General features: G+C 61.5%; 23 protein-coding genes. 21 read left to right on the plus strand and 2 right to left on the minus strand.

Annotated features, from left to right (window positions below; genetic code table 11):
- Positions 1-18 precede the first annotated feature (18 nt).
- Entirely contained in the window at positions 19-684 is a 666-nt protein-coding gene (locus tag WLQ66_RS04035; protein WP_340545104.1) for an HAD-IA family hydrolase, read from the plus strand.
- A gap of 93 nt (positions 685-777) precedes the next feature.
- A complete protein-coding gene (locus WLQ66_RS04040; protein ID WP_340545105.1) occupies positions 778-1,986 on the plus strand; it encodes a DegT/DnrJ/EryC1/StrS family aminotransferase in 1,209 nt (402 codons plus the stop codon).
- Between the two features lie 21 nt (positions 1,987-2,007).
- On the opposite strand, the gene WLQ66_RS04045 is transcribed toward WLQ66_RS04040, so the two are convergent.
- The gene (locus WLQ66_RS04045; protein WP_340545106.1) at positions 2,008-3,072 is read right to left on the minus strand and encodes a Hint domain-containing protein; all 1,065 of its coding nucleotides are present in this window, start codon (positions 3,070-3,072) and stop codon (positions 2,008-2,010) included.
- 198 nt (positions 3,073-3,270) lie between these two features.
- Here WLQ66_RS04045 and WLQ66_RS04050 point away from each other — a divergent pair, with 198 nt between their 5' ends.
- Positions 3,271-4,431, plus strand: coding sequence for an isovaleryl-CoA dehydrogenase (locus WLQ66_RS04050; RefSeq protein WP_340545107.1), 1,161 nt, complete (start codon positions 3,271-3,273; stop codon positions 4,429-4,431).
- 152 nt (positions 4,432-4,583) lie between these two features.
- On the opposite strand, the gene WLQ66_RS04055 is transcribed toward WLQ66_RS04050, so the two are convergent.
- Positions 4,584-5,186, minus strand: a complete 603-nt coding sequence (locus WLQ66_RS04055; protein WP_340545108.1) for an OmpW/AlkL family protein — start codon at positions 5,184-5,186, stop codon at positions 4,584-4,586.
- A 149-nt stretch (positions 5,187-5,335) separates the two neighbouring features.
- Between WLQ66_RS04055 and WLQ66_RS04060 the strand changes: the two genes are divergently transcribed.
- The 18 genes from WLQ66_RS04060 to nuoH all read left to right on the plus strand — a co-directional run bounded on the left by WLQ66_RS04060 (position 5,336) and on the right by nuoH (position 22,899).
- Positions 5,336-6,877, plus strand: a complete 1,542-nt coding sequence (locus WLQ66_RS04060) for an AMP-binding protein (protein ID WP_340545109.1) — start codon at positions 5,336-5,338, stop codon at positions 6,875-6,877.
- Positions 6,878-7,029: 152 nt separating this feature from the next.
- Entirely contained in the window at positions 7,030-7,350 is a 321-nt protein-coding gene (locus WLQ66_RS04065) for a hypothetical protein (protein ID WP_340545110.1), read from the plus strand.
- Positions 7,347-8,951, plus strand: coding sequence for a carboxyl transferase domain-containing protein (locus WLQ66_RS04070; protein ID WP_340545111.1), 1,605 nt, complete (start codon positions 7,347-7,349; stop codon positions 8,949-8,951). The genes WLQ66_RS04065 and WLQ66_RS04070 overlap by 4 nt, the downstream gene beginning before the upstream one ends.
- Before the next feature lie 90 nt (positions 8,952-9,041).
- Positions 9,042-10,991 carry an acetyl/propionyl/methylcrotonyl-CoA carboxylase subunit alpha gene (locus WLQ66_RS04075; RefSeq protein WP_340545112.1) on the plus strand — a complete coding sequence of 650 codons (1,950 nt, stop codon included), beginning with the start codon at positions 9,042-9,044 and terminating at the stop codon, positions 10,989-10,991.
- A gap of 91 nt (positions 10,992-11,082) precedes the next feature.
- The gene (locus WLQ66_RS04080; protein ID WP_340545113.1) at positions 11,083-11,943 is read left to right on the plus strand and encodes a hydroxymethylglutaryl-CoA lyase; all 861 of its coding nucleotides are present in this window, start codon (positions 11,083-11,085) and stop codon (positions 11,941-11,943) included.
- A 90-nt stretch (positions 11,944-12,033) separates the two neighbouring features.
- Complete coding sequence (locus WLQ66_RS04085; RefSeq protein ID WP_340545114.1) at positions 12,034-12,816, plus strand: crotonase/enoyl-CoA hydratase family protein; 783 nt, start codon at positions 12,034-12,036, stop codon at positions 12,814-12,816.
- Between the two features lie 238 nt (positions 12,817-13,054).
- Positions 13,055-13,420 carry an NADH-quinone oxidoreductase subunit A gene (locus WLQ66_RS04090; RefSeq protein ID WP_014874151.1) on the plus strand — a complete coding sequence of 122 codons (366 nt, stop codon included), beginning with the start codon at positions 13,055-13,057 and terminating at the stop codon, positions 13,418-13,420.
- The gene (locus WLQ66_RS04095) at positions 13,411-13,944 is read left to right on the plus strand and encodes a NuoB/complex I 20 kDa subunit family protein (RefSeq protein ID WP_082996117.1); all 534 of its coding nucleotides are present in this window, start codon (positions 13,411-13,413) and stop codon (positions 13,942-13,944) included. The genes WLQ66_RS04090 and WLQ66_RS04095 overlap by 10 nt, the downstream gene beginning before the upstream one ends.
- Positions 13,945-13,968: 24 nt before the next feature.
- Positions 13,969-14,574 (plus strand): NADH-quinone oxidoreductase subunit C, encoded by a 606-nt coding sequence (locus tag WLQ66_RS04100; protein WP_340545115.1) that lies wholly within the window; start codon positions 13,969-13,971, stop codon positions 14,572-14,574.
- Positions 14,574-15,785 carry an NADH-quinone oxidoreductase subunit D gene (locus tag WLQ66_RS04105; protein ID WP_260084618.1) on the plus strand — a complete coding sequence of 404 codons (1,212 nt, stop codon included), beginning with the start codon at positions 14,574-14,576 and terminating at the stop codon, positions 15,783-15,785. Before WLQ66_RS04100 ends, WLQ66_RS04105 begins: the two co-directional genes overlap by 1 nt.
- On the plus strand, positions 15,785-16,978 hold the full coding sequence (locus WLQ66_RS04110) for an NADH-quinone oxidoreductase subunit E (RefSeq protein ID WP_340545116.1): 1,194 nt from the start codon (positions 15,785-15,787) through the stop codon (positions 16,976-16,978). The genes WLQ66_RS04105 and WLQ66_RS04110 overlap by 1 nt, the downstream gene beginning before the upstream one ends.
- Positions 16,979-17,031: 53 nt before the next feature.
- Entirely contained in the window at positions 17,032-17,259 is a 228-nt protein-coding gene (locus WLQ66_RS04115; RefSeq protein WP_340545117.1) for a DUF5337 domain-containing protein, read from the plus strand.
- A 6-nt stretch (positions 17,260-17,265) separates the two neighbouring features.
- Positions 17,266-18,564: an NADH-quinone oxidoreductase subunit NuoF gene (gene nuoF, locus WLQ66_RS04120; RefSeq protein WP_340545118.1), complete on the plus strand. Its 1,299-nt coding sequence runs from the start codon at positions 17,266-17,268 to the stop codon at positions 18,562-18,564.
- Positions 18,565-18,581: 17 nt separating this feature from the next.
- Entirely contained in the window at positions 18,582-18,932 is a 351-nt protein-coding gene (locus tag WLQ66_RS04125; protein ID WP_340545119.1) for a hypothetical protein, read from the plus strand.
- A gap of 113 nt (positions 18,933-19,045) precedes the next feature.
- Positions 19,046-19,450: a DUF5333 domain-containing protein gene (locus WLQ66_RS04130; protein ID WP_340546294.1), complete on the plus strand. Its 405-nt coding sequence runs from the start codon at positions 19,046-19,048 to the stop codon at positions 19,448-19,450.
- Between the two features lie 3 nt (positions 19,451-19,453).
- The gene (gene nuoG, locus WLQ66_RS04135; protein ID WP_340545120.1) at positions 19,454-21,472 is read left to right on the plus strand and encodes an NADH-quinone oxidoreductase subunit NuoG; all 2,019 of its coding nucleotides are present in this window, start codon (positions 19,454-19,456) and stop codon (positions 21,470-21,472) included.
- Positions 21,469-21,855 (plus strand): YNQ4 family lipoprotein, encoded by a 387-nt coding sequence (locus WLQ66_RS04140; RefSeq protein WP_340545121.1) that lies wholly within the window; start codon positions 21,469-21,471, stop codon positions 21,853-21,855. Before nuoG ends, WLQ66_RS04140 begins: the two co-directional genes overlap by 4 nt.
- A gap of 6 nt (positions 21,856-21,861) precedes the next feature.
- Positions 21,862-22,899 carry an NADH-quinone oxidoreductase subunit NuoH gene (gene nuoH, locus WLQ66_RS04145; protein WP_340545122.1) on the plus strand — a complete coding sequence of 346 codons (1,038 nt, stop codon included), beginning with the start codon at positions 21,862-21,864 and terminating at the stop codon, positions 22,897-22,899.

Genomic DNA, 22,899 nt, shown 5'->3' on the forward strand with positions numbered 1-22,899 from the left:
CGCCGAGAGAGGGCAGATATGCGAACGGTTATCTTCGATCTCGATGGTACTTTGGCGGATACATCCGGTGATCTTCTGGCTGCGGCGAATGCCTGTTTCCGTCAGATGGGACTGGGGGACCTGCTGACCCTGCCACGGGATGCTGCGGTTGCCCTGCGCGGTGGTAAGAGCATGTTGACCACCGGGCTGAAACGCGCCGGGGAGTATCGTGAAGAAACCGTCGAGGAATACTATCCGCGGCTTCTGGAGTATTACCGCGATGCGATTGACCATCACACGGTGTTGTATCCGGGCGCCATGGCGGCGGTGGAGCAGTTGAAAACCGACGGGTTCCGGGTGGGGATCTGCACCAACAAGCCGGAGGCGCTGGCGGAGAAGCTGATGCAGAGTCTGGGCGTACGTGATGCGTTCCACTCTCTGGTCGGGGCGGATACGCTGCCGGTGCGCAAGCCTGACCCGGAGCCGCTGCGGGAGGCTGCCCGGCGGGCCGGGGGTGATCCTGAGCGTACAATTCTGATCGGTGATACAGACACCGACCGCAAGACCTCGGCAGCGGCCGGGGTGGCCTCGGTGCTGGTGACCTTTGGTCCGTCCGGCGACGACCTTGAGGCGCTGCGCCCCGAGGCGCTGTTACAGCGTTTTGAGGATCTTCCTGCACTGGCGGCCCGCTTGCTGCCTCTTTGATGTCAGGTGATGTCGTCATGACATCGTTGCCGTCTTCTCCGGGGGGGCATGGCAGGGCTTGACCTCGTGTGATCAGGGGCAGACAAAAACACCATGACAGAGATATTCAGCGGTAGCTTTACCCAGCAGGAACCCATCCCCGAAGATGCCATCGAAGCCGCCGTCGCGGTGATGCGCCACGGACGCCTGCATCGCTACAATGTGGTGGCGGATGAGGCGGGCGAGGTAACCCTGCTGGAAGAGGAATTTGCGGCACAGATGGGCGCGCCCTATGCCCTAGCCGTGGCGTCGGGGGGCTATGCGCTGGCAACCGCCCTGCGCGCGGTCGGGGTGCGGCCCGGCGACAGGGTGCTGACCAATGCCTTCACCCTCGCGCCGGTACCGGGGTCGATTGCCGCTGTTGGCGCACAGCCGGTCTATGTCGGGGTAACCGAAGCGCTGACCCTTGATCTTGAGGATCTTGAGCGTCAGCTGGCGGCGGATGGTCACCCGAAGGTTCTGATGCTGTCACATATGCGGGGGCATCTTTGCGATATGGATCGGTTGATGGCCATCTGCGATGCTGCGGGTGTCACCGTGATCGAGGACTGCGCCCATACCATGGGGGCGCGGTGGAACGGAGTTCTGTCCGGCCGTCACGGCGCTGTCGGCTGCTATTCCTGCCAGACCTATAAGCACGTGAACTCGGGAGAGGGCGGTCTGATGATCACCTCGGACCCCGAAATCGCGGCCCGCGCCATCATGCTGTCGGGGTCTTATATGCTCTACTCACGGCATCGGGCTGCGCCCGGACCTGAGGTGTTCGAGCGGATCAAATATGAAACCCCCAATATTTCGGGCCGTATGGACAACCTGCGTGCTGCGATCCTGCGCCCGCAGCTGCGGCAACTGGACCAGCAGGTGCAGCGCTGGAACGAACGCTATCAGCAGATCGAGACAGGGCTGCGAGACACGCCCGGCCTGCAGGTCGTCGAACGCCCGCAAGCGGAGTTATATGTCGGCTCCTCCATCCAGTTCCTGCTGCTGGACTGGTCGGCTGACAAGATCCGTGAGGTGCTGCGCCGGTGCAGCGCTCGCGGAGTGGAACTCAAATGGTTTGGTGCGGCTGAGCCGGTCGCATTCACCTCCCGCTATGACAGCTGGCGCTATGCGGCGGCACCGGCAATGCCCGCAAGTGATCGGGTGCTGCACGGGATCATCGACATGCGGGTGCCATTGACCTTCTCGCTTTCCGACTGTGCGCAGATCGCGCGCATCATCCGGGCTGAGGTGGCGGCGGTGTTCCAGGCCGGAGAGCGCTGACGGGTCGGCTGGCTGCTCGGCTCAGATAGGATCCACGACAGCGCGATTGTTTTTGCCGATCCGTTCCAGAAGCCGCTTTTGTCTGGGCTGTGGCGGGATGGGTCTGGCGCTGGCAGGGCCGTGCTGCGCCGCGCCTACCAGATCCGGAAACAGCTGTTTCAACTCCTGCCGCGCGGCGGGGGAGAGGGCGGCCAGCGACGGTTCGGTGACCAGCAGGCTTTCGCTGGGGGCACCATTGGCGAGAACGATCTCGTGGTTGTCGAACAGCATGTGGAAATAGGCGATGCCCTCCTGCGGTGCGGATACATAGATCCCCGGCAGGGCCGTAAGGCGAATGGCCGGGATCAGCACCTCGAATTGGCCAAACATGCGCTGCGCCACGCGTGATCGGATCAGCATCCGATGCTGCCGCGAGACCAGCAGCGGTTTCTTGGGCAGTCCCGGCCCGAGGGCGCCGGCCTCGATCCGCACCGGGCGGAGCCTGGGGTCGTCCCTCATCTCGTTCGCCGAGACACGCCGCCTGCCAATCCAGCGCAGCGGCTTCAGCCCGTCCTCAGTCATGACCATGTCGCCCGGCGTGAGGGTTTCGATGGCGCGGGGACCGTCGGCCGTTTCGATCAGGGTGCCATTGCAGAAGCATACCAAGAGCGAGATATTGTCGACGATCGCGCCGAGACTATCGTCGCTGCCAAGTTCGGTCAGGCGCAGCGTGTAGTCTCCGGGGCTGGTGAAGTTCACATTCAGGCTGGTCTGGGTAAAGCTGCTGGTGGTCGGCAGCACCGACATGGAGGCGATAACCGCTCCGCTCGCATCCAGAATTTCGACGGTAAATCCCTCAGTGCCCGCCTGACTCAGCGAGGCAGTGCGCAGGGCGGCGTCCAGCGTCAGCGTGGTCTGGATCGGAGCAGTGACGGTAAAACTCTGCTCCATCACGGTGGTCTGGCCGGATTGACCGTCCATTTCGGCCACGCGATTGGATGAGCCATTCCCGAGATAGGCGCTCTCTGTATTGCTGGCCTCCAGGTCGGTGCCGCTCCAATTGGCGGAGCCGCTGTCAAATGTTCCGTTGATGATCAGATTTTGCATCGCGCCGGGCCTCTGCCTGCTTTTGGTAAACAATGCGTTAATCGCAAAGTAAGGCGCCAGTGTGGCAATAGCACCGCCGTGGCGGCGGGTATGTGCAGATTATTTCTGCACCCTGAGGTGTCATCTTATTGACTGAAGGCCAGGGATGTGGCTATTAATGAACAAGTGTTCAATAACCGGCGACTTCGGGAGAAAACGATGTTTAACGCAAGCATGACCTTTGATCTGGGCGAAGATGTGAATGCCCTGCGCGACATGGTGCACCGCTGGGCGCAGGAGCGCGTCAAGCCAATGGCGCAGGAGATTGATCAGAAAAACGAATTCCCCGCCGAGCTATGGCAGGAGATGGGTGAGCTGGGATTGCTGGGTATCACCGTGCCTGAGGAATTCGGCGGTGCCGGCATGTCCTATCTGGCCCATACCGTCGCGGTTGAGGAGATCGCCCGGGCCAGCGCCTCGGTGTCGCTGTCTTATGGCGCGCATTCGAATCTCTGCGTCAATCAGATCAAGCTCAACGGCAATGCCGAACAAAAGGCAAAATATCTGCCGCGGCTGATTTCCGGCGAACACGTCGGCGCGCTGGCCATGTCCGAGGCAGGCGCCGGCTCCGATGTTGTCTCGATGAGCCTGCGCGCGGAGAAGTGCAATGATCACTATCGCCTGAACGGCAATAAATACTGGATCACGAACGGTCCCGATGCCGACACGCTGGTGGTCTATGCCAAGACCGACCCCGAAGCGGGATCCAAGGGGATCACAGCCTTCCTGATCGAAAAGGAATTCAAGGGCTTCTCGACCTCGCCGCATTTTGACAAGCTGGGGATGCGCGGCTCCAACACCGCCGAACTGGTGTTCGAAGACGTCGAGGTCCCATTTGAGAATGTGCTGGGTGAAGAAGGCAAGGGCGTGCGCGTCCTGATGTCTGGTCTCGACTATGAGCGCGTCGTTTTGGCGGGCATCGGCACTGGCATCATGGCCGCCTGCATGGATGAGATGATGCCCTACATGAAAGAACGCAAACAATTCGGCCAGCCGATTGGAAACTTCCAGCTGATGCAGGGCAAGATCGCCGACATGTATACCGCGATGAACACCGCGCGGGCTTATGTCTACGAAGTGGCAAAAGCCTGCGACAAGGGGACCGTGACCCGCCAGGATGCCGCCGCCTGCTGTCTTTACGCCTCTGAGGTGGCCATGACGCAGGCGCATCAGGCGGTGCAGGCCTTTGGTGGGGCGGGCTATCTCTCCGACAACCCGGTGGGCCGTATCTTCCGGGATGCCAAGCTGATGGAGATTGGCGCGGGCACCTCGGAGATCCGCCGGATGCTGATCGGCCGCGAGCTGATGGGCCAGATGTAAGCCCGCACCGGGGCAGATGCCCCGGGTGACTGCTGTCTTGCGGCTTGGTGATGCAACACGCCTGCAAGGCGCAAGACAGAGAAAGCGGCGCCCCATAAGGTGCGCCGCCTCTCCCTGAACCACTCGTTCTAATCAGTTACTCGTCAAAGGGATCAGAAACGGTGAACGTAGCCAAACCCAACAGTGATCGGATCAATCTCGGCGGTGCCGATCTTGGTGCCGTTCAGGGTCACATCGGTTTCGATATCCATGTAGCGGACGTTCACCCGCAATGCGCCACGATCCGAGATCTGCCAGTCGGCGCCAAGGTTCAGTGCCAGCCCGACGCTGTCATCAAGCGAAATAACCCCCGCGGGCGAGCTTTCCTCAAAGAAGGTCGTGTAGTTGATACCAACGCCGACAAAGGGTTTGAACCTAGTCTGCGTCGGGAAGTGATAGTTGACCGACAGGGTCGGCGGCAGATGCTTCGTAGTCGCGGTATAGGCGCCGTTCAAAGAAATATCATGTTCGAACGGGCTGGCGGCCAGAAGTTCAATCCCGATGTTGTCGCGGATGAAGTACTCCGCGGTGAAGGTCAGAGCAGTATCGTCGTCAATAGTGGCAGCAGCACCGGCGAGCCTACCATTGTCGGATTTCGGATTGACGTTGGCGATGCCGATGCCAAGGGTCCAATCCCCCTGGGACTGGGCAAGGGCGGGGCCGGCCAGGGCTGCCAGTGCAGCGCTAAGAGCCAGGGCGGAAACCATACGGGTCATTGGGACTATCCCTCTTCTTTCGTGTACGGGGGATCTATGCGCTCATCCGCCGGGTGTTACACTGATCTGGATCAAACCCGCGCGGGCTTTCCCCTTGGGAATGCAGTGAAAAAACGCATGGCGGCCATGCAACCTGCGAGGGGCTGTTAATGACCAAGCAGACGACATATCCCGGGTTGACGGCCGCAGGCGGCTGGGCGTTTCCTGCGCGCCTCAACATGGCTGAACAAGCTCTGGACCACCCGGACGATGCGCTTGCGCTGATTGATCTCACAACCGCAGACCGCCGGGATGTGACCTACGGGATGCTGCGTGGACAGGTGGACCTGCTGGCCCGCCACCTGTCGGCGCAGGTCGCCCCCGGAGATCGTGTCGGTGTACTGCTGAGCCAGTCTGTCGGCTGCGCAGTTGCGCATCTGGCGATCTGGAAGATCGGTGCCATCTCGGTGCCGTTGTTCAAGCTGTTCCAGCAGGATGCGCTGGCCTCACGCATCGGCGATGCCGGATTGGACCTTGTGCTGACCGATACGGCTGGGGCGGCCCAGCTGGGTGAGCTGGCACAGCCGCTTCTGGTGGAGGAGGTCCTGACCGAAACCCCGGCGCACAATGGCGATCTGCTGCCCTATGCCGAAACCACCCCGGAGACGCCAGCGGTGTTGATCTACACCTCCGGCACCACAGGCAGCGCCAAGGGGGCATTGCACGGGCACCGGGTTTTGTCGGGCCATCTTCCCGGTGTTGCGATCAGCCATGATCATCTCGGCCAACCTGGCGATTGCCTCTGGACCCCTGCGGACTGGGCCTGGATCGGCGGTCTGTTCGATGTGCTGATGCCGGGTCTGGCGCTGGGCGTCCCTGTTGTCGCCGCACGGTTGGACAAATTTACGCCGGAGGCTTGCGCCGACATCATCCGCCGGGGGGACGTGCGCAACGTCTTCTTCCCGCCGACCGCATTGCGCCTGCTGAAGGCGGCGGGGCAGGGGCTCGACGGTCTGCGCTCGGTCGCGTCTGGTGGAGAGCCCCTGGGCGCAGAGATGCTCGCCTGGGGCCAGCGGAGCCTGGGCGTGACCATCAACGAATTCTACGGTCAGACCGAATGCAATATGACGGTTTCCTCCTGCACCGCTGATTTCCCGGTCCGTCCGGGCTGTATTGGCAGGCCGGTTCCGGGGTGCGTGGTCGAGGTGATCGACGCCGACGGCACCCCCACACGTGCTGAGGGCGATGTCGCCGTGCGCCGGGGCGCGGCGTCGATGATGCTTGAATACTGGAACCGCCCCGACGCGACGGCTGAAAAATTTCATGGCGACTGGCTGGTCACCGGGGATCGCGGCATCTGGGAGGGTGATTATCTGCGCTTTGTGGGCCGCGAGGATGATGTCATCACCTCCGCCGGCTATCGCATCGGCCCGGCCGAGATCGAGGACTGCCTGATGACCCACCCGGCCGTGGCAACCGTGGGTGTGGTGGGTAAGCCGGACGAGCTGCGCACCGAAATCGTGAAGGCCTATGTGGTGCTGAAACCCGGCCATTCGCCGTCCGAGAAGGATCTGCAGGACTACGTCAAATCCCGTCTGGCAAAGTACTCTTACCCACGTGAAGTGGAGTTCTTGGACGCCCTCCCGATGACGGTGACCGGTAAGGTGATCCGCAAGGAACTGAAGGCGCGGGCAGCGGGGGAGGTGAATTGATAAGGCAACTCGCAATATCGGCTCTTCTGATCGCAGGCGCCGCCGGTGCAGCTGCGCAGAAAGCACCAGAGCAACTCGATGTGCCACTTTGGTTTGACCGTTGTACTGCCCTTTCGAGCACTCACATTGCCAGTGAGATGGATCGTCGGTGTATGTCCACCGCATACGACTATTGCGAATATGGGAGGCTGTATGATGAAAGGCGGCCCTGCATTGAGGAGCTGACCCTCCATATTCGAGGTCGAACTGAGGCGATCGCAGCGGTACTTCCTGAACAGGCATCGTTGTCTGACGCCTTCTTGGAGCAATCGTATCATCAGAGATTGGCAACGCTTATGAACGATGAGTTGGCCCCCAACTGCGCGCAGATGACGAAATTTATGTGTGAAACCCTGAAAGTCGTGTTGCGATGGAGCACGGCTCGCGAATTGGCACGCACTGCCGGTGTAGCAAATGAATTGGATGTGAAATGAAACTCAATTCCAAGGCGATGCCTTCCTCGGAAGTCTTCAAACAGAACCGCGAGGCGCATCTGGACGCGCTCGCGCAGATCAGCGAGGCGGCAGAGGCCGCGCGCATGGGCGGCGGCGAGAAATCCCGCGCGCGGCACGAAAGCCGCGGCAAGATGCTGCCGCGCCGCCGGGTGGCGAACCTCTTGGACCCCGGCTCCCCGTTTTTGGAGATCGGCGCCACTGCGGCGCACGCCATGTATGACGGTGCTGCTCCTGCGGCGGGCGTGATCGCGGGCATCGGTCGGGTTCACGGCCAGGAGGTCATGGTGGTCTGCAACGACGCCACCGTGAAGGGCGGCACCTACTACCCGATGACGGTGAAGAAGCACCTGCGCGCGCAGGAGATTGCCGAGGAAAACCGTTTGCCCTGCATCTACCTGGTCGACTCGGGTGGTGCCAACCTGCCCAACCAGGATGAGGTCTTCCCCGACCGTGACCACTTCGGGCGCATCTTCTACAATCAGGCGCGGATGTCGGCCAAGGGCATCCCGCAGATTGCCGTCGTCATGGGCTCCTGCACTGCGGGCGGTGCCTATGTGCCGGCGATGTCGGATGTCACCATCATCGTGAAGGAGCAGGGCACCATCTTCCTCGCGGGCCCGCCGCTGGTGAAGGCCGCCACGGGCGAGGTGGTCAGCGCCGAGGATCTGGGTGGCGGCGATGTGCACACGCGCCTCTCCGGTGTGGCGGATTACCTCGCCGAGGATGACGCCCATGCGCTGGCACTGGCGCGGCGCGCGGTGCAATCGCTGAATATCAACAAGCCGTTGACAGTGAACTGGGCCAGCCCAGAGGAACCCGCCTACGACCCCGAGGAAATCCTCGGCGTGGTGCCGGGCGATCTGCGCACGCCTTATGACATCCGCGAGGTGATTGCGCGGCTGGTCGATGGCTCGCGCTTTGATGAGTTCAAGCCGCGCTTTGGCGAGACCCTTGTGACCGGCTTTGCCCATGTGAAGGGCTGCCCGGTCGGCATCATCGCCAACAACGGTGTCCTGTTCTCCGAAGCCGCCCAGAAAGGCGCGCATTTCGTGGAGCTGTGCTCCCAGCGCAAGATCCCGCTGGTGTTCCTGCAAAACATCACCGGCTTCATGGTCGGCCGCAAATATGAGAACGAAGGCATTGCCCGCCACGGCGCCAAGATGGTGACAGCGGTTGCCACCACCAATGTGCCGAAGGTTACGATGCTGGTTGGCGGCTCCTTCGGTGCCGGCAATTACGGCATGTCGGGCCGCGCCTATTCCCCGCGTTTTCTGTGGACCTGGCCGAATTCCCGTATCTCGGTGATGGGTGGCGAGCAGGCGGCGGGCGTGCTGGCGACAGTGAAACGCGACGCGATCGAACGTATGGGCGGCAGCTGGAGCACTGAAGACGAGGCCGAGTTCAAACGCCCCACCATCGAGATGTTCGAGGAGCAGAGCCACCCGCTTTACGCCTCGGCGCGGCTTTGGGACGACGGCATCATCGACCCGCGCAAGAGTCGCGACGTGCTGGCCCTGTCGCTGAGTGCCGCCCTGAACGCCCCGATCGAAGAGACCAAATTCGGCGTCTTCCGGATGTAAGCGCCCCGCGTTTCTTCTGGCCCAAAATATCCCCGGGGGTCCGGGGGCAGGCAGCCCCCGGTCCAGAGCTCCAGACAAAGGACCAACCCCATGTTTGACAAGATCCTGATTGCCAACCGCGGCGAAATCGCCTGCCGCGTGATGGAAACCGCCCGCGCCATGGGCGTGAAAACCGTGGCGGTCTATTCCGACGCCGATCGTGGCGCAAAGCATGTCGCCATGGCGGATGAGGCCTGCCACATCGGGCATGGCCCGGCGCCGGCCGACAGCTATCTCCTCGGCGATGAGATCATCGCAATCGCCAGGGCGACCGGTGCGCAGGCCATCCATCCGGGTTATGGGTTTCTTTCGGAGAACCCGGGTTTTGTGGATGCGGTAGAGGCTGCGGGCCTTACCTTCATCGGCCCTTCTGCGGAGGCGATCCGCAAGATGGGTCTGAAAGACGCCGCCAAGGTGCTGATGGAGGCGGCTGGCGTGCCGGTGGTGCCGGGCTATCACGGCGCCAATCAGGATGCCGATTTCCTCAGGGATCAGGCGGATCAGATTGGCTATCCGGTGCTGATCAAGGCAGTTGCCGGTGGCGGCGGCAAGGGGATGCGGCTGGTTGAGAAACCTGCCGATTTCGCCGACGCGCTCAAAAGCGCGCAGGGAGAGGCCACCACCGCCTTTGGCAACCCCGATGTGCTGATCGAGAAATACATCCAGCAGCCGCGCCATATCGAGGTGCAGGTTTTTGGCGACGGCAAAAGTGCCGTGCATCTGTTCGAGCGCGACTGCTCCCTGCAACGCCGCCATCAGAAGGTGATCGAGGAAGCCCCCGCGCCGGGCATGACCGCAGAAATGCGCGCCGCGATGGGCGAGGCTGGCGTGCGCGCGGCCGAAGCCATCGGCTACAAGGGCGCGGGCACGGTTGAGTTCATCGTTGACGGCTCTGACGGGCTGCGCCCTGACGGGTTCTGGTTCATGGAAATGAACACCCGCCTGCAGGTGGAGCATCCAGTGACCGAGCTGATCACCGGCGTTGATCTGGTGGAATGGCAGCTGCGGGTTGCATCGGGCGAGAGCCTGCCTGCCAAACAGGAAGACCTCACCATCACCGGCCATGCGTTTGAGGCACGGCTTTACGCCGAAGACGTGCCCAAGGGCTTCCTGCCCGCAACCGGCACGCTGACGCATCTGTCCTTCCCGGCTGAGGCCCGCGCCGACAGCGGTGTCAGGGCAGGGGATACCATCAGCCCCTGGTATGATCCGATGATCTCGAAGGTGATCGTACATGGTCCCACCCGCGCAATCGCCCTGTCGCGCCTGTCGCAGGCGCTGGCGGCAACCGAGGTCGGCGGCACGGTCACCAACCTTGCCTTCCTTGGCGCGCTGGCGGCGCATGAGGGCTTTGCGGCGGGGAACGTCGACACGGGCCTTATCGCGCGCGATCTGGATCAGCTGGTGCAGGCGCCTGGGGTGACGCCCGAGCAGAAGGCCGCCGCCGGTATGCAGGCCCTTGGCCTCCTCGAGGGCGGCTGGGAGACCGGCTTTACCCTTTGGTCCGATATGCGCCGTTCCGTTCACCTCAGCCATCAGGGTGATGTGTTTGAAGCCACGGTTGAGGTGGATGGACCGGATCGCCAGATCTGGGAGTTCCCCCAGGACCCCGAATCCCAGGTCTGCGCCACCAGGATCGGTGGACATTGGGTGCTGGGCGGTAATCGTCTGCCCTCGATCGCCCAATCGGGCAATACGATCACCGTATTTGATAGCTATGGCCTCGAGTTCGAGGTGATTGACCCCCTGGACCGCGCATCGGCAGCGGGCGGGGATCAGAATGTGATCGAGGCCCCGATGCCCGGTCTGGTCAAGGCGGTTTTTGCCGAAGCAGGCCAGAGCGTCAAAGAAGGTGAACGACTCGCTATCCTTGAGGCGATGAAAATGGAACACTCGCTTCTGGCGGCCCGCGACGGCGTGGTGGCCGAGGTGCTGGCCTCGGCTGGTGATCAGGTCGAAGCGGGGGCCGCGTTGGTCCGCCTGGAGGAGGCGGACAGCTAAACGGCTGGCATGGGCGCGATCTCGGGTCGTGCCCGCGCCCTGCGGCCTGATGGGCCATTTGATTTGTGAATTGAGCTTGGGAGGATGTGCTGTGGGTGAAAGCGTCGAGATTTTCGAAGTCGGACCACGCGATGGTTTGCAGAATGAAAAGCGGGACATACCGGTATCGGAGAAGGTCGCGCTGATCGACCGCCTGACGCAGGCGGGCTTCCGGCGGATCGAAGTGGCGAGCTTTGTCTCGCCCAAATGGGTGCCGCAGATGGCCGGATCGGGCGAGGTGCTCGCCGGGATCAACCGTGGGGCGGATGTGCGCTATGCCGCGCTGACGCCGAATATGCGCGGTTACGAGGATGCCTTGGCCGCCAAAGCGGATGAGATCGCGGTCTTTGCCTCTGCGTCGGAGGGGTTCTCCAAGGCCAATATCAACGCCAGCGTGGCCGAATCCATCGAACGATTCACGCCAATCATCGAGGCCGCGCGCCATATCGACCTGCCGGTGCGCGGATATATCTCCTGTGTGACCGAATGCCCGTTTGACGGGCCAACGGACCCCGACGCTGTTGCGGCGCTGGCGGATGGGCTGTTCTCCATGGGCTGCTATGAGATTTCGCTGGGCGACACCATTGGTCAGGCAACACCGGATTCGATTGCACGCATGTTGCTTGCGGTGCGTGAGCGGGTGCCGGTCAGCCGCTTGGCGGGGCACTATCATGACACGGCGGGGCGGGCGATTGACAACATTGATGCGTCGCTTTCGCTTGGTGTCCGGGTGTTTGACGCGGCCGTCGGCGGCCTGGGCGGTTGCCCCTATGCGCCGGGGGCGGCAGGCAATGTCGCAACCGAGGCGGTGCATGAGCATCTGACGCGGCTTGGCTACGAGACGGGGCTTGACGGTTCTGTGCTACAGGACGCGGCGAAGATGGCCCAGGCAATGCGCAGCGACGGCAGCTGATTCACACCGAAGCGTAAACAACAGCGGACCGAAACCAAAATCGCAGCCCGCCGGCAGTGGGCTGCGAGCAGGACAGGCAGGACGACCCCTATGTACACCACACTCACGCTGACCACCGACGATCGGGGTGTTGCGACCCTCATGCTCAACCGCCCCGAGAAGCACAACGCCATGTCCGGCGATATGCTACAGGAGCTGAAGGCTGCCGCAGCTGCGCTGGCTGCGGACCGGTCGGTGCGCGTTGTCGTGCTCACTGGGGCGGGCAAGAGTTTCTGCGCGGGCGGCGATCTGGGCTGGATGCAGGCACAGATGACTGCGGATGCCGAAACCCGTGCGCGCGAAGCCAGGGTTCTGGCGGAGATGCTGATGGCCATCAATACCTTGCCGCAGCCGGTGATTGGGGCGGTTCAGGGCAATGCCTTTGGCGGCGGTGTCGGCATGGCCTGTGTCTGCGATGTCGCGATTGGGGCCGACCACATCAAGATGGGTCTTACGGAGACACGGCTGGGCCTGATCCCGGCCACGATTGGCCCCTATGTCGTCGCCCGCATGGGTGAGGCGCGGGCTCGGCGTGTCTTTATGTCGGCGCGCCTGTTCGGGGCTGATGAGGCGGTCGATCTCGGGATTCTTGCGCGGACCGTGCCCGCCAGCGAGATGGACGCCGCAATCGAGGCCGAGGTGACCCCCTATCTGAGCTGCGCGCCCGAGGCGGTCGGGGCCGCAAAGGCATTGGTACGTGATCTGGGGCCGAAAATCGACGATGCGGTGATTGATCACACGATTGCCGCATTGGTGGAGCGCTGGGAAGGCCGGGAGGCACCCGAAGGGATTGCCGCGTTTTTCGCCAAGGAAAAACCAAGCTGGCAGCGGTAGCCCCGTTAAAAATGCCTGATTTCTTCGCTTGGGGCGTGCCTTTTGCCGGGTACGCCTTATCCTATGAAAACAATAGGGTTTAAGGCCCATGATGTGGATCTGCCGCGCCCGTTACAGAAGGTTTATCCATTAACGATGCGTTGGTTGACGGTGAGGGGGGAGGGGAGTAGACACTGCCCCAAGTCAACACGCCAATTGACGGCGCGCAGAAATCCGCGCGCACGGAAAGGAGCCACTCGTGGAAGAGATGTTGCGGGAATACCTCCCGATTCTGGTGTTTCTGGCCGTAGCGGTCGGGCTTGGAATTGTTCTTATTTTGGCGGCAGTTGTGCTGGCCGTCCGCAATCCGGACCCTGAAAAGGTCAGCGCCTACGAATGCGGGTTCAACGCATTCGACGACGCACGGATGAAGTTTGATGTCCGGTTCTACCTGGTGTCGATTCTGTTCATCATTTTTGATCTGGAAATAGCGTTTCTGTTTCCCTGGGCCGTCGGCTTCAAGGATATGAGCGATGCGGGCTTCTGGTCGATGATGGTGTTTCTCGCTGTGCTGACCATCGGTTTTGCCTATGAGTGGAAGAAAGGGGCCCTGGAATGGGAGTGATGACCGGAGCCAATACGGCTGGCGTCGACAAGGAAGTTGTCACCCAGGCCCTGAATGCCGAACTGCAGGACAAGGGGTTTCTGCTGACCTCGGCAGAGGATATCATCAACTGGGCGCGCACCGGCTCGCTGCACTGGATGACCTTTGGTCTGGCCTGCTGCGCGGTTGAGATGATGCACACCTCGATGCCGCGCTACGATGCCGAGCGTTTCGGTATCGCGCCGCGTGCCTCTCCGCGCCAGTCGGATGTGATGATCGTCGCGGGGACGCTGACCAACAAGATGGCGCCCGCCCTACGCAAGGTCTACGACCAGATGCCCGAGCCGCGTTATGTGATCTCGATGGGGTCCTGCGCCAATGGCGGCGGCTATTACCACTACAGCTATTCCGTGGTGCGCGGATGTGACCGGATCGTGCCTGTGGATGTCTATGTGCCCGGTTGCCCGCCGACGGCAGAGGCGCTGCTGTATGGTCTGATGCAATTGCAGCGCAAAATTCGCCGCACCGGCACGCTTGTGCGTTAAGTGGCTTTGGTTGGAGAGACAAATATGACTGAAGCTCTGAAAGAACTCGGCACCCAGATCGCTGCCAAACGTCCTGATTGTGTCATCGACTGGGATGTCAGCTTTGATGAGCTGAATGTCGATGTTGCCCCGTCGAACCTTGCGGGGTTTGTCGAATTTCTGAAAGCCGATGCGACCTGCAAGTTCTCGTCGCTTGTCGATATCACGGCCGTTGACTACCCGGATCGCGCCAAGCGGTTCGACGTGGTCTATCATTTCCTGTCGATGTATCAGAACCAGCGGATCCGCCTGCGCGTATCGATCCGCGAGGATGAGATGCTGCCGTCGATCGTGACCATCCATCCCTCGGCCAACTGGTTTGAGCGGGAGGTGTTCGACATGTTCGGCATCCTGTTCACCGGCCACCCGGATCTGCGCCGCATTCTGACCGACTATGGTTTCCGTGGCTATCCGCTGCGCAAGGATTTCCCGACCACCGGCTATACAGAGGTTCGCTACGACGAGGCGCAGAAACGCGTTGTCTATGAACCGGTCAGCCTGGTTCAGGAGTACCGCCAGTTTGACTTCATGAGCCCGTGGGAGGGTGCCGAATACATCCTGCCCGGCGACGAGAAAGAGGGGGCGAAGTAATGGACGGCTCCAAAATGGACGACGCCCTGACCGGCGAACAGAAGATCCGTAACTTCAACATCAACTTCGGACCGCAACACCCTGCGGCACACGGCGTTCTGCGTCTGGTGCTGGAGCTGGACGGCGAAATCGTTGAGCGCTGCGACCCGCATATCGGCCTGTTGCACCGCGGCACCGAAAAGCTGATGGAGAGCCGGACGTACCTGCAGAACCTGCCGTATTTCGACCGCCTCGACTATGTGGCGCCGATGAACCAGGAACATGCCTGGTGTCTGGCCATCGAAAAGCTGACCGGCGTGGAAGTGCCGCGTCGCGCGTCGCTGATCCGCGTTCTCTATTCCGAGATCGGCCGGATCCTCAATCACCTGCTGAACGTGACGACGCAGGCGATGGACGTTGGCGCGCTGACCCCGCCGCTGTGGGGCTTTGAAGAGCGCGAGAAGCTGATGATCTTCTATGAGCGGGCCTGTGGTGCGCGCCTGCACGCGGCGTATTTCCGCCCCGGTGGTGTGCATCAGGATCTGCCCGACGCGCTGATCGACGATATCGAGGCCTGGACCCATAGCTTCCCATCCGTTCTGGATGACATCGACGGGCTGCTGACCGAGAACCGCATCTTTAAACAGCGGAATGCCGATATCGGTGTCGTGACCGAGGAGGATATCCTCAACTACGGGTTCTCCGGGGTGATGGTGCGCGGCTCCGGCCTTGCCTGGGACCTGCGCCGTGCGCAGCCCTATGAGTGCTATGACGAATTCGATTTCCAGATCCCGGTTGGCAAGAACGGCGACTGCTACGACCGCTACCTTGTCCGTATGGAAGAGATGCGCCAGTCGCTGTCGATCATTCGCCAGTGTATCGGCAAACTGCGCGAAACCCCCGGTGATATTCTGGCCCGTGGCAAGCTGACCCCGCCCAAACGGGGCGATATGAAAACTTCGATGGAGAGCCTGATCCACCACTTCAAGCTCTATACCGAGGGGTTCCACGTGCCCGCCGGCGAGGTCTACGCCGCTGTTGAGGCGCCCAAGGGCGAATTTGGCGTCTATCTGGTTGCAGATGGCACCAACAAACCTTATCGCGCCAAGCTGCGTGCGCCGGGCTTCCTGCATCTGCAGGCCATGGATTATGTGGCCAAGGGCCACCAACTCGCCGACGTCGCGGCCATCATTGGCACCATGGACGTCGTATTTGGAGAGATTGACCGCTAATGCTTCGTCGTCTGCATTCCGAACAACCCGATAGTTTTGCCTTCACGCCCGAGAACCAGACATGGGCCGAAGCGCAGATCACCAAATTCCCTGATGGCCGTCAGGCCAGTGCGATCATTCCGCTGCTGTGGCGTGCGCAGGAGCAGGAAGGCTGGCTGACGAAGCCTGCAATCGAATATGTCGCGGACATGCTGGGCATGGCCTATATCCGTGCGCTTGAGGTTGCGTCCTTCTACTTCATGTTCCAGCTGCAACCCACTGGATCGGTTGCACATGTTCAGATCTGCGGGACCACGTCCTGCATGATCTGCGGCGCAGAGGATCTGATTGCCGTCTGTCAGGAAAAGATCGCGAACAAGCCTTTTACCCTGTCGGCGGATGGTAAGTTTACCTGGGAAGAGGTCGAGTGCCTTGGTGCCTGCACCAACGCCCCGATGGCCCAGATCGGCAAGGATTATTACGAAGATCTGACCGCAGAAGGCTTTGCCAAGCTGCTGGATGATCTGGCTGCCGGTCAGGTGCCGCTGCCGGGCCCGCAAAACGGGCGCTACGCGGCCGAGCCGAAATCGGGGCTGACCTCGCTGACAGAATATGAAAGCGGCAAGACGCAGTATAATGCGTCGGTCCAGCTGGCGGCGGATATTGGCGATACAGTCAAGCGTATCGACGGCACCGAAGTGCCGATCCTGACGCCATGGATTGGCAAGGACGGCAAGGTTGCCGGTCGCGACAGTGCCGACACCCCGCCGCCCGCGCCGAAAACACCGCTTCCGGCGGTGAAACAGGCCGAGGTTGCTAAGGCAAAGAGCGACGCACCAAAGAAGGCCGCTCCGAAAAAAGCTGCTGTCAGCGAACCGGCCTCTCCTGAGGGCGCGGCCGCAGAAGCCGGAGCCGCTGTTGAAGAGAAGCCGGAAACCCTGACCGCAGCGCGTGATGGCAAGGCCGATGATCTGAAGATGCTGAAAGGTGTCGGTCCCAAGCTGGAGCAGACCCTGAATGATCTGGGGTTCTACCACTTTGACCAGATCGCCGCCTGGACGGATGAGCAGATCGCATGGGTCGATAGCCGGTTGAAGTTCAAGGGGCGCATCGTCCGCGACGGCTGGATCGAACAGTCCCGGCAATTGGCGGCTGGCGAGGAAACCGAATTCGCCAAGAAGGCCAAGGCCGACGACCGCTACAAAAAAGACTGACACCACGATAACCGCGCCTGTCCTACGGGGCAGGGGCCAATATTCAGGACCACATGAGCGTAGAGCGCGACAAAGCACTGGCAGCAAAGGGACGGCACATCGCATTGGTGATTGCCGCAACCATGCTTGGCTGGCTGGCAATGTCGTTGTTCATCGGCCCCGCGCTGGGGCTCGCCGGGCGCTACGCTCTGCTGTTTGATTTCGCAGCCCTTGCAGGCTTCATCTATGCAGCGGTCAACATTTTTCAACTCTGGCGGATGCGCCAGGACAGCCAAAGGTAGGCAGACATGCTGAAGGACCAGGACCGGATCTTTACCAACCTTTACGGGATGCATGAGCGCACATTGGCAGGCGCAAAACAGCGGGGCCATTGGGATGGCACTGCGGGCATCATCGAAAAAGGGCGGGACTGGATCATCCAGAACATGAAGGATTCCGGCCTGCGCGGACGCGGTGGTGCGGGCTTCCCTACCGGCCTTAAATGGTCCTTTATGCCGAAAGAGAGCGATGGTCGCCCCTCGTATCTGGTGATCAACGCCGATGAATCGGAACCGGGCACCTGCAAAGACCGTGAAATCATGCGCCATGATCCGCATACGCTGATCGAGGGCGCGCTGATCGCCTCCTTCGCTATGAATGCGCATACCTGCTACATATACCTGCGCGGCGAATATATCCGCGAGCGCGAGGCGTTGCAGGCGGCCATCGACGAATGCTATGACGCAGGGCTCCTGGGCCGTAATGCCGCTGGCTCCGGCTGGGACTTTGACGTCTTCCTGCACCATGGTGCAGGGGCCTATATCTGCGGCGAAGAAACTGCGCTGATCGAAAGCCTTGAGGGCAAGAAGGGCATGCCGCGGATGAAACCGCCGTTCCCGGCTGGTGCTGGCCTTTATGGCTGCCCGACCACGGTGAACAACGTTGAATCCATTGCCGTTGTGCCGACCATCCTGCGTCGCGGCCCCGATTGGTTTGCAGGCTTTGGCCGTCAGAACAACGCGGGCACCAAGCTGTTTGCGATCTCCGGCCACGTCAACAACCCTTGCGTGGTTGAAGAGGCGATGAGCATTTCCTTTGAGGAGCTGATCGAGAAGCATTGCGGCGGCATCCGCGGCGGCTGGGACAACCTGCTGGCGGTGATCCCCGGCGGCTCCTCTGTTCCGTGTGTGCGCGGCGAGAACATGCGCGACGCGATCATGGATTTCGACTATCTGCGCGGCGAACTGGGCTCCGGCCTTGGCACGGCGGCGGTCATCGTGATGGACAAGCAGACCGATATCATCAAGGCGATCTGGCGCCTATCGAAGTTCTACAAGCACGAAAGCTGCGGCCAATGCACCCCCTGCCGTGAAGGCACCGGCTGGATGATGCGCGTGATGGACCGTCTGGTGAAAGGCGAGGCCGAGCTGGAAGAGATCGACATGCTGTGGGATGTGACCAAGCAGGTCGAAGGCCACACCATTTGCGCGCTCGGCGACGCCGCAGCCTGGCCGATCCAGGGCCTGATCCGCAATTTCCGCGAGGAAATCGAAGACCGTATCAAGGCACAGAAGTCCGGGCGCATGGGCGCCATGGCAGCCGAATAGGGTCGGGGGGTAGCCGGATGATCACGGGTGTGACCAAAACCATGGCTGTGCTGGCCGTCTGCGGCGGGGTGCTGGCCGGGTGTGACGGTATCGTCAACAATCGCCCGACCTACGCGGGCGTGCCCTTTTCGGCGAAGTCCAAAGCGGTCAACAAGAAAGAGACGCTGGCGGTGTTTACCACTACGGTATCCAAAGCCTCGCGCTCGCTGGAAGGCGCGCGGCTGGCCGCTCATCACGAGAGCACCCGTTACTGCATCGAAAACTTCGGCACGTCGCGCATTGCCTGGCAGGTCAACCCGCTTGATGCGGATATTGCCGTGCCGCTGGATGGCGATACGGCCGTCTATGGCGGAACCTGCACCCCGTGATCGCAGGCCGGGCATATCCCTTGGCCGCGCAATCTGCGCCCACGCCGGTGTTATTGCATAACGCCGTCGCCTGCGCGCGTTCTGGTCGCTCCCTCACCAAGGAGTGTTCACCAATGCGAATCCTGATTGCGACATGTGCCGCCTGCCTGATGCTGCTGCCGTCGATGGGCGCGGCAAAGCCGTCCTTGCGCGATGTGCAAGAGATCGAAGACCCGCTGTTCGCGGTCGCTCTGGCCAAGGAAGTGGCCGACCACTGTGATGCGATTACCGCGCGTTACTTCAAGGGTCTGACCGAACTGCGGCGCCTGCGGGCACGTGCCAATGCTCTTGGCTATACGGATACGGAAATCCGCGCCTACATCGGCTCGGACGAGGAAAAAGCCCGGATGCGGGCCAAGGGAGAACGCTTCCTGGCGCAAAACGGGGTCTCATATGAGAAAACGGAAACATTCTGTACGTTTGGTCGTGCGGAAATCAAGAAAAACAGCGCGATCGGCGTTTTACTGAGGGCGAAATAGACCATGTCTGACCTCCGCAAGATCAACATTGACGGAACCGAGATTGAGGTGGATGGGGCGATGACCCTGATCCAGGCCTGTGAAGAGGCCGGGGTGGAAATTCCCCGTTTCTGCTACCACGAGCGCCTGTCCATCGCCGGCAATTGCCGGATGTGCCTGGTTGAGGTTGTCGGCGGCCCGCCGAAACCTGCCGCCTCCTGCGCCATGCAGGTCCGCGACCTGCGTCCCGGTCCCGAAGGCCAGGCGCCGCAGGTGAAGACCAATTCGCCGATGGTCAAGAAGGCCCGTGAGGGCGTGATGGAGTTCCTGCTGATCAACCATCCGCTGGATTGCCCGATCTGCGATCAGGGTGGCGAATGTGATCTTCAGGATCAGGCGATGGCTTATGGCGTTGATTTCTCGCGCTTCCGAGAGCCAAAGCGCGCCGTCGACGATCTCGATCTCGGTCCGCTCGTCGGCACCGCAATGACCCGCTGCATTTCCTGCACGCGTTGCGTTCGTTTCACCACCGAAGTCGCAGGCATTACCCAGATGGGCCAGACCGGTCGTGGTGAGGATAGCGAGATTACCTCCTATCTGAACGAGACGCTGGATTCGAACCTTCAGGGCAATATCATCGACCTGTGCCCGGTTGGGGCGCTGACCTCGAAACCCTATGCCTTCACGGCCCGCCCGTGGGAGTTGACCAAAACCGAAACCATCGACGTGATGGACGCGCTGGGGTCGAACATCCGTGTCGACACCAAAGGCCGCGAAGTGATGCGCATCCTGCCGCGCAACCATGACGGCGTGAATGAGGAATGGATCAGCGACAAGACCCGGTTCGTCTGGGACGGGCTGCGTCGCCAGCGTCTGGATCGCCCCTATGTGCGTGTCGACGGCAAGCTGAAGCCCGCGACCTGGCCGGAGGCCCTGGAGGCAGCGGCCGCCGCAATGAAGGGCAAGAAGATTGCCGGCCTGATCGGTGATCTGGTCCCGGTTGAGGCGGCTTTTGCGCTGAAACAGCTGGTCGAAGGGGAGGGTGGCAAGGTTGAGTGCCGGACGGACAAGGCCCGTCTGCCGATCGGCAACCGCGCGGCCTATGTCGGCACCGCAACCATCGAAGATATCGACAGCGCCAAGGCGATCATGCTGATTGGCACCGATCCTCGCAATGAGGCGCCGGTTCTGAACGCCCGCCTGCGCAAGGCCTGGATCAACGGCGCCAATATCGGCCTGATCGGCCAGCCGGTCGATCTGACCTATGGCTACGCCCACCTCGGCACCGACCGCGCAGCGCTCGAGACACTGCTCAACGGCGAAACCGAAGGCGCGATTGGCAAAGATACGCTGGTCATCGTCGGCCAGGGCGCCCTGCGTGAGGCCGATGGTCTGGCGGTACTGGCCCATGCGCAGAAATACGCGGCCATGACCGAGAGCAAACTGCTGGTGCTGCACACCGCTGCCGGCCGTGTTGGTGCGATGGATGTGAATGCGGTCACCGAGGGTGGCCTTGAGGCGGCCATCGACGGCGCAGAGGTGATCTACAACCTCGGCGCTGATGAGGTCGAAATTGATGCAGGCGCCTTTGTGATCTACCAGGGCTCGCACGGCGATCGTGGTGCCCATCGCGCCGACGTCATCCTGCCCGGTGCTGCCTATACCGAAGAAAACGGTCTGTTCGTGAACACCGAAGGGCGTCCGCAGCTGGCCATGCGCGCAAGCTTTGCCCCCGGTGAGGCCAAGGAAAACTGGGCGATCCTGCGGGCGCTCAGCGCGGAGCTGGATGCCAAGCTGCCCTATGACTCGCTGGCGCAACTGCGCAGTGCGCTGGTGGCAGAGGTGCCGCATCTGGCGCGCATTGACGAAGTGGCGGCAAATGACGGCCCGGCGCTTGAGGTTGAGGCCATGGGCAAGGCGGCATTCCTGCCTGCGGTCAAGGACTTCTACCTGACCAACCCGATTGCGCGGTCGTCGCAGCTGATGGCGGAACTCTCCGCCAACGCAAAGGCGCGTAGCGCCGAGAAGATCGCGGCGGAGTGATCCGTGCGAGCATCATATCGCCTCTGCTGCTGGCAGCCTGCGTGCAGGCCCCGCAGACGTCTCGGGCGCCGTTCACCCCCGACTACGAAGGGGTAGAGACACGGCTACTGGACGGCGATCTGGTGCAATTCCACGTGGCCATGACCGGCGCCCGCAATGGTGCCGATCTGGACAACTATGCGGAATGCGCGGCGGCGCAATATGCGCTGATCCGCGGTTATGGATTTGCACGTCATGTGCGCACAAAAATGAAACAAGAGGGTGGCAATCAGACGGCAGATGCTGTCTACACCATCTCGCCTTCCCTCCCGCGCGGACTGCGCACCATCGACGCCGAAGTCGTGGTCGCGGATTGCGAGGCTAACGGAATACCCACGGTGTGAGGACCTATGGCTGAATTCTTTAACACCCCAGGCGGCATCGCTGTTCTGATCCTGGCGCAAGTGCTTGCAGTTGTTGCATTTGTCATGATTTCGCTGCTGTTCCTCGTCTACGGGGACCGCAAGATCTGGGCGGCTGTCCAGATGCGTCGTGGCCCCAATGTCGTAGGCATCTACGGCCTGCTGCAAACGGTGGCCGACGCGCTCAAATATGTTGTCAAAGAGGTGGTGATCCCCGCCGGTGCCGATCGCACCGTGTTTATTCTGGCCCCATTGACCAGCTTTGTGCTGGCGATGATCGCCTGGGCGGTGATCCCCTTCAACGACGGCTGGGTCCTGTCGGACATCAATGTGGCGATCCTCTATGTTTTCGCTGTCTCCAGCTTGGAGGTCTATGGCGTGATCATGGGCGGCTGGGCCTCGAACTCGAAATATCCGTTCCTCGGCAGCTTGCGCTCAGCGGCGCAGATGATCTCTTACGAGGTCTCGATTGGTCTGATTATCGTTGGGGTCATCATCTCCACCGGCAGCATGAACTTCGGCGACATCGTACGTGCGCAGGACGGTGATCTGGGTCTGCTGAACTGGTACTGGATCCCGCATTTCCCGATGGTCTTCCTGTTCTTCATCTCGGCACTTGCGGAAACCAACCGCCCGCCGTTCGATCTGCCCGAAGCGGAATCGGAGCTGGTTGCAGGCTACCAGGTGGAATACTCGGCGACACCGTTCCTGCTGTTCATGGCCGGGGAATACATCGCCATCTTCCTGATGTGCGCGCTGACAACACTGCTGTTCTTCGGCGGCTGGCTGTCTCCGATCCCTGGGCTGCCCGACGGCGTCCTGTGGATGGTCGGCAAAATGGCGTTCTTCTTCTTCCTCTTCGCAATGGTGAAGGCAATCACGCCCCGCTACCGCTATGACCAGCTGATGCGTCTGGGTTGGAAAGTGTTCCTGCCGTTCTCGCTGGCCTGGGTGGTCTTCGTATCCTTTGCTGCAAAATTTGACTGGTTCTGGGGCATCTTCGCCCGCTGGACCGTGGGAGGCTGA

Origin of the sequence: Phaeobacter sp. A36a-5a, from assembly GCF_037911135.1 — a bacterium.
GTDB lineage: Bacteria > Pseudomonadota > Alphaproteobacteria > Rhodobacterales > Rhodobacteraceae > Phaeobacter > Phaeobacter bryozoorum.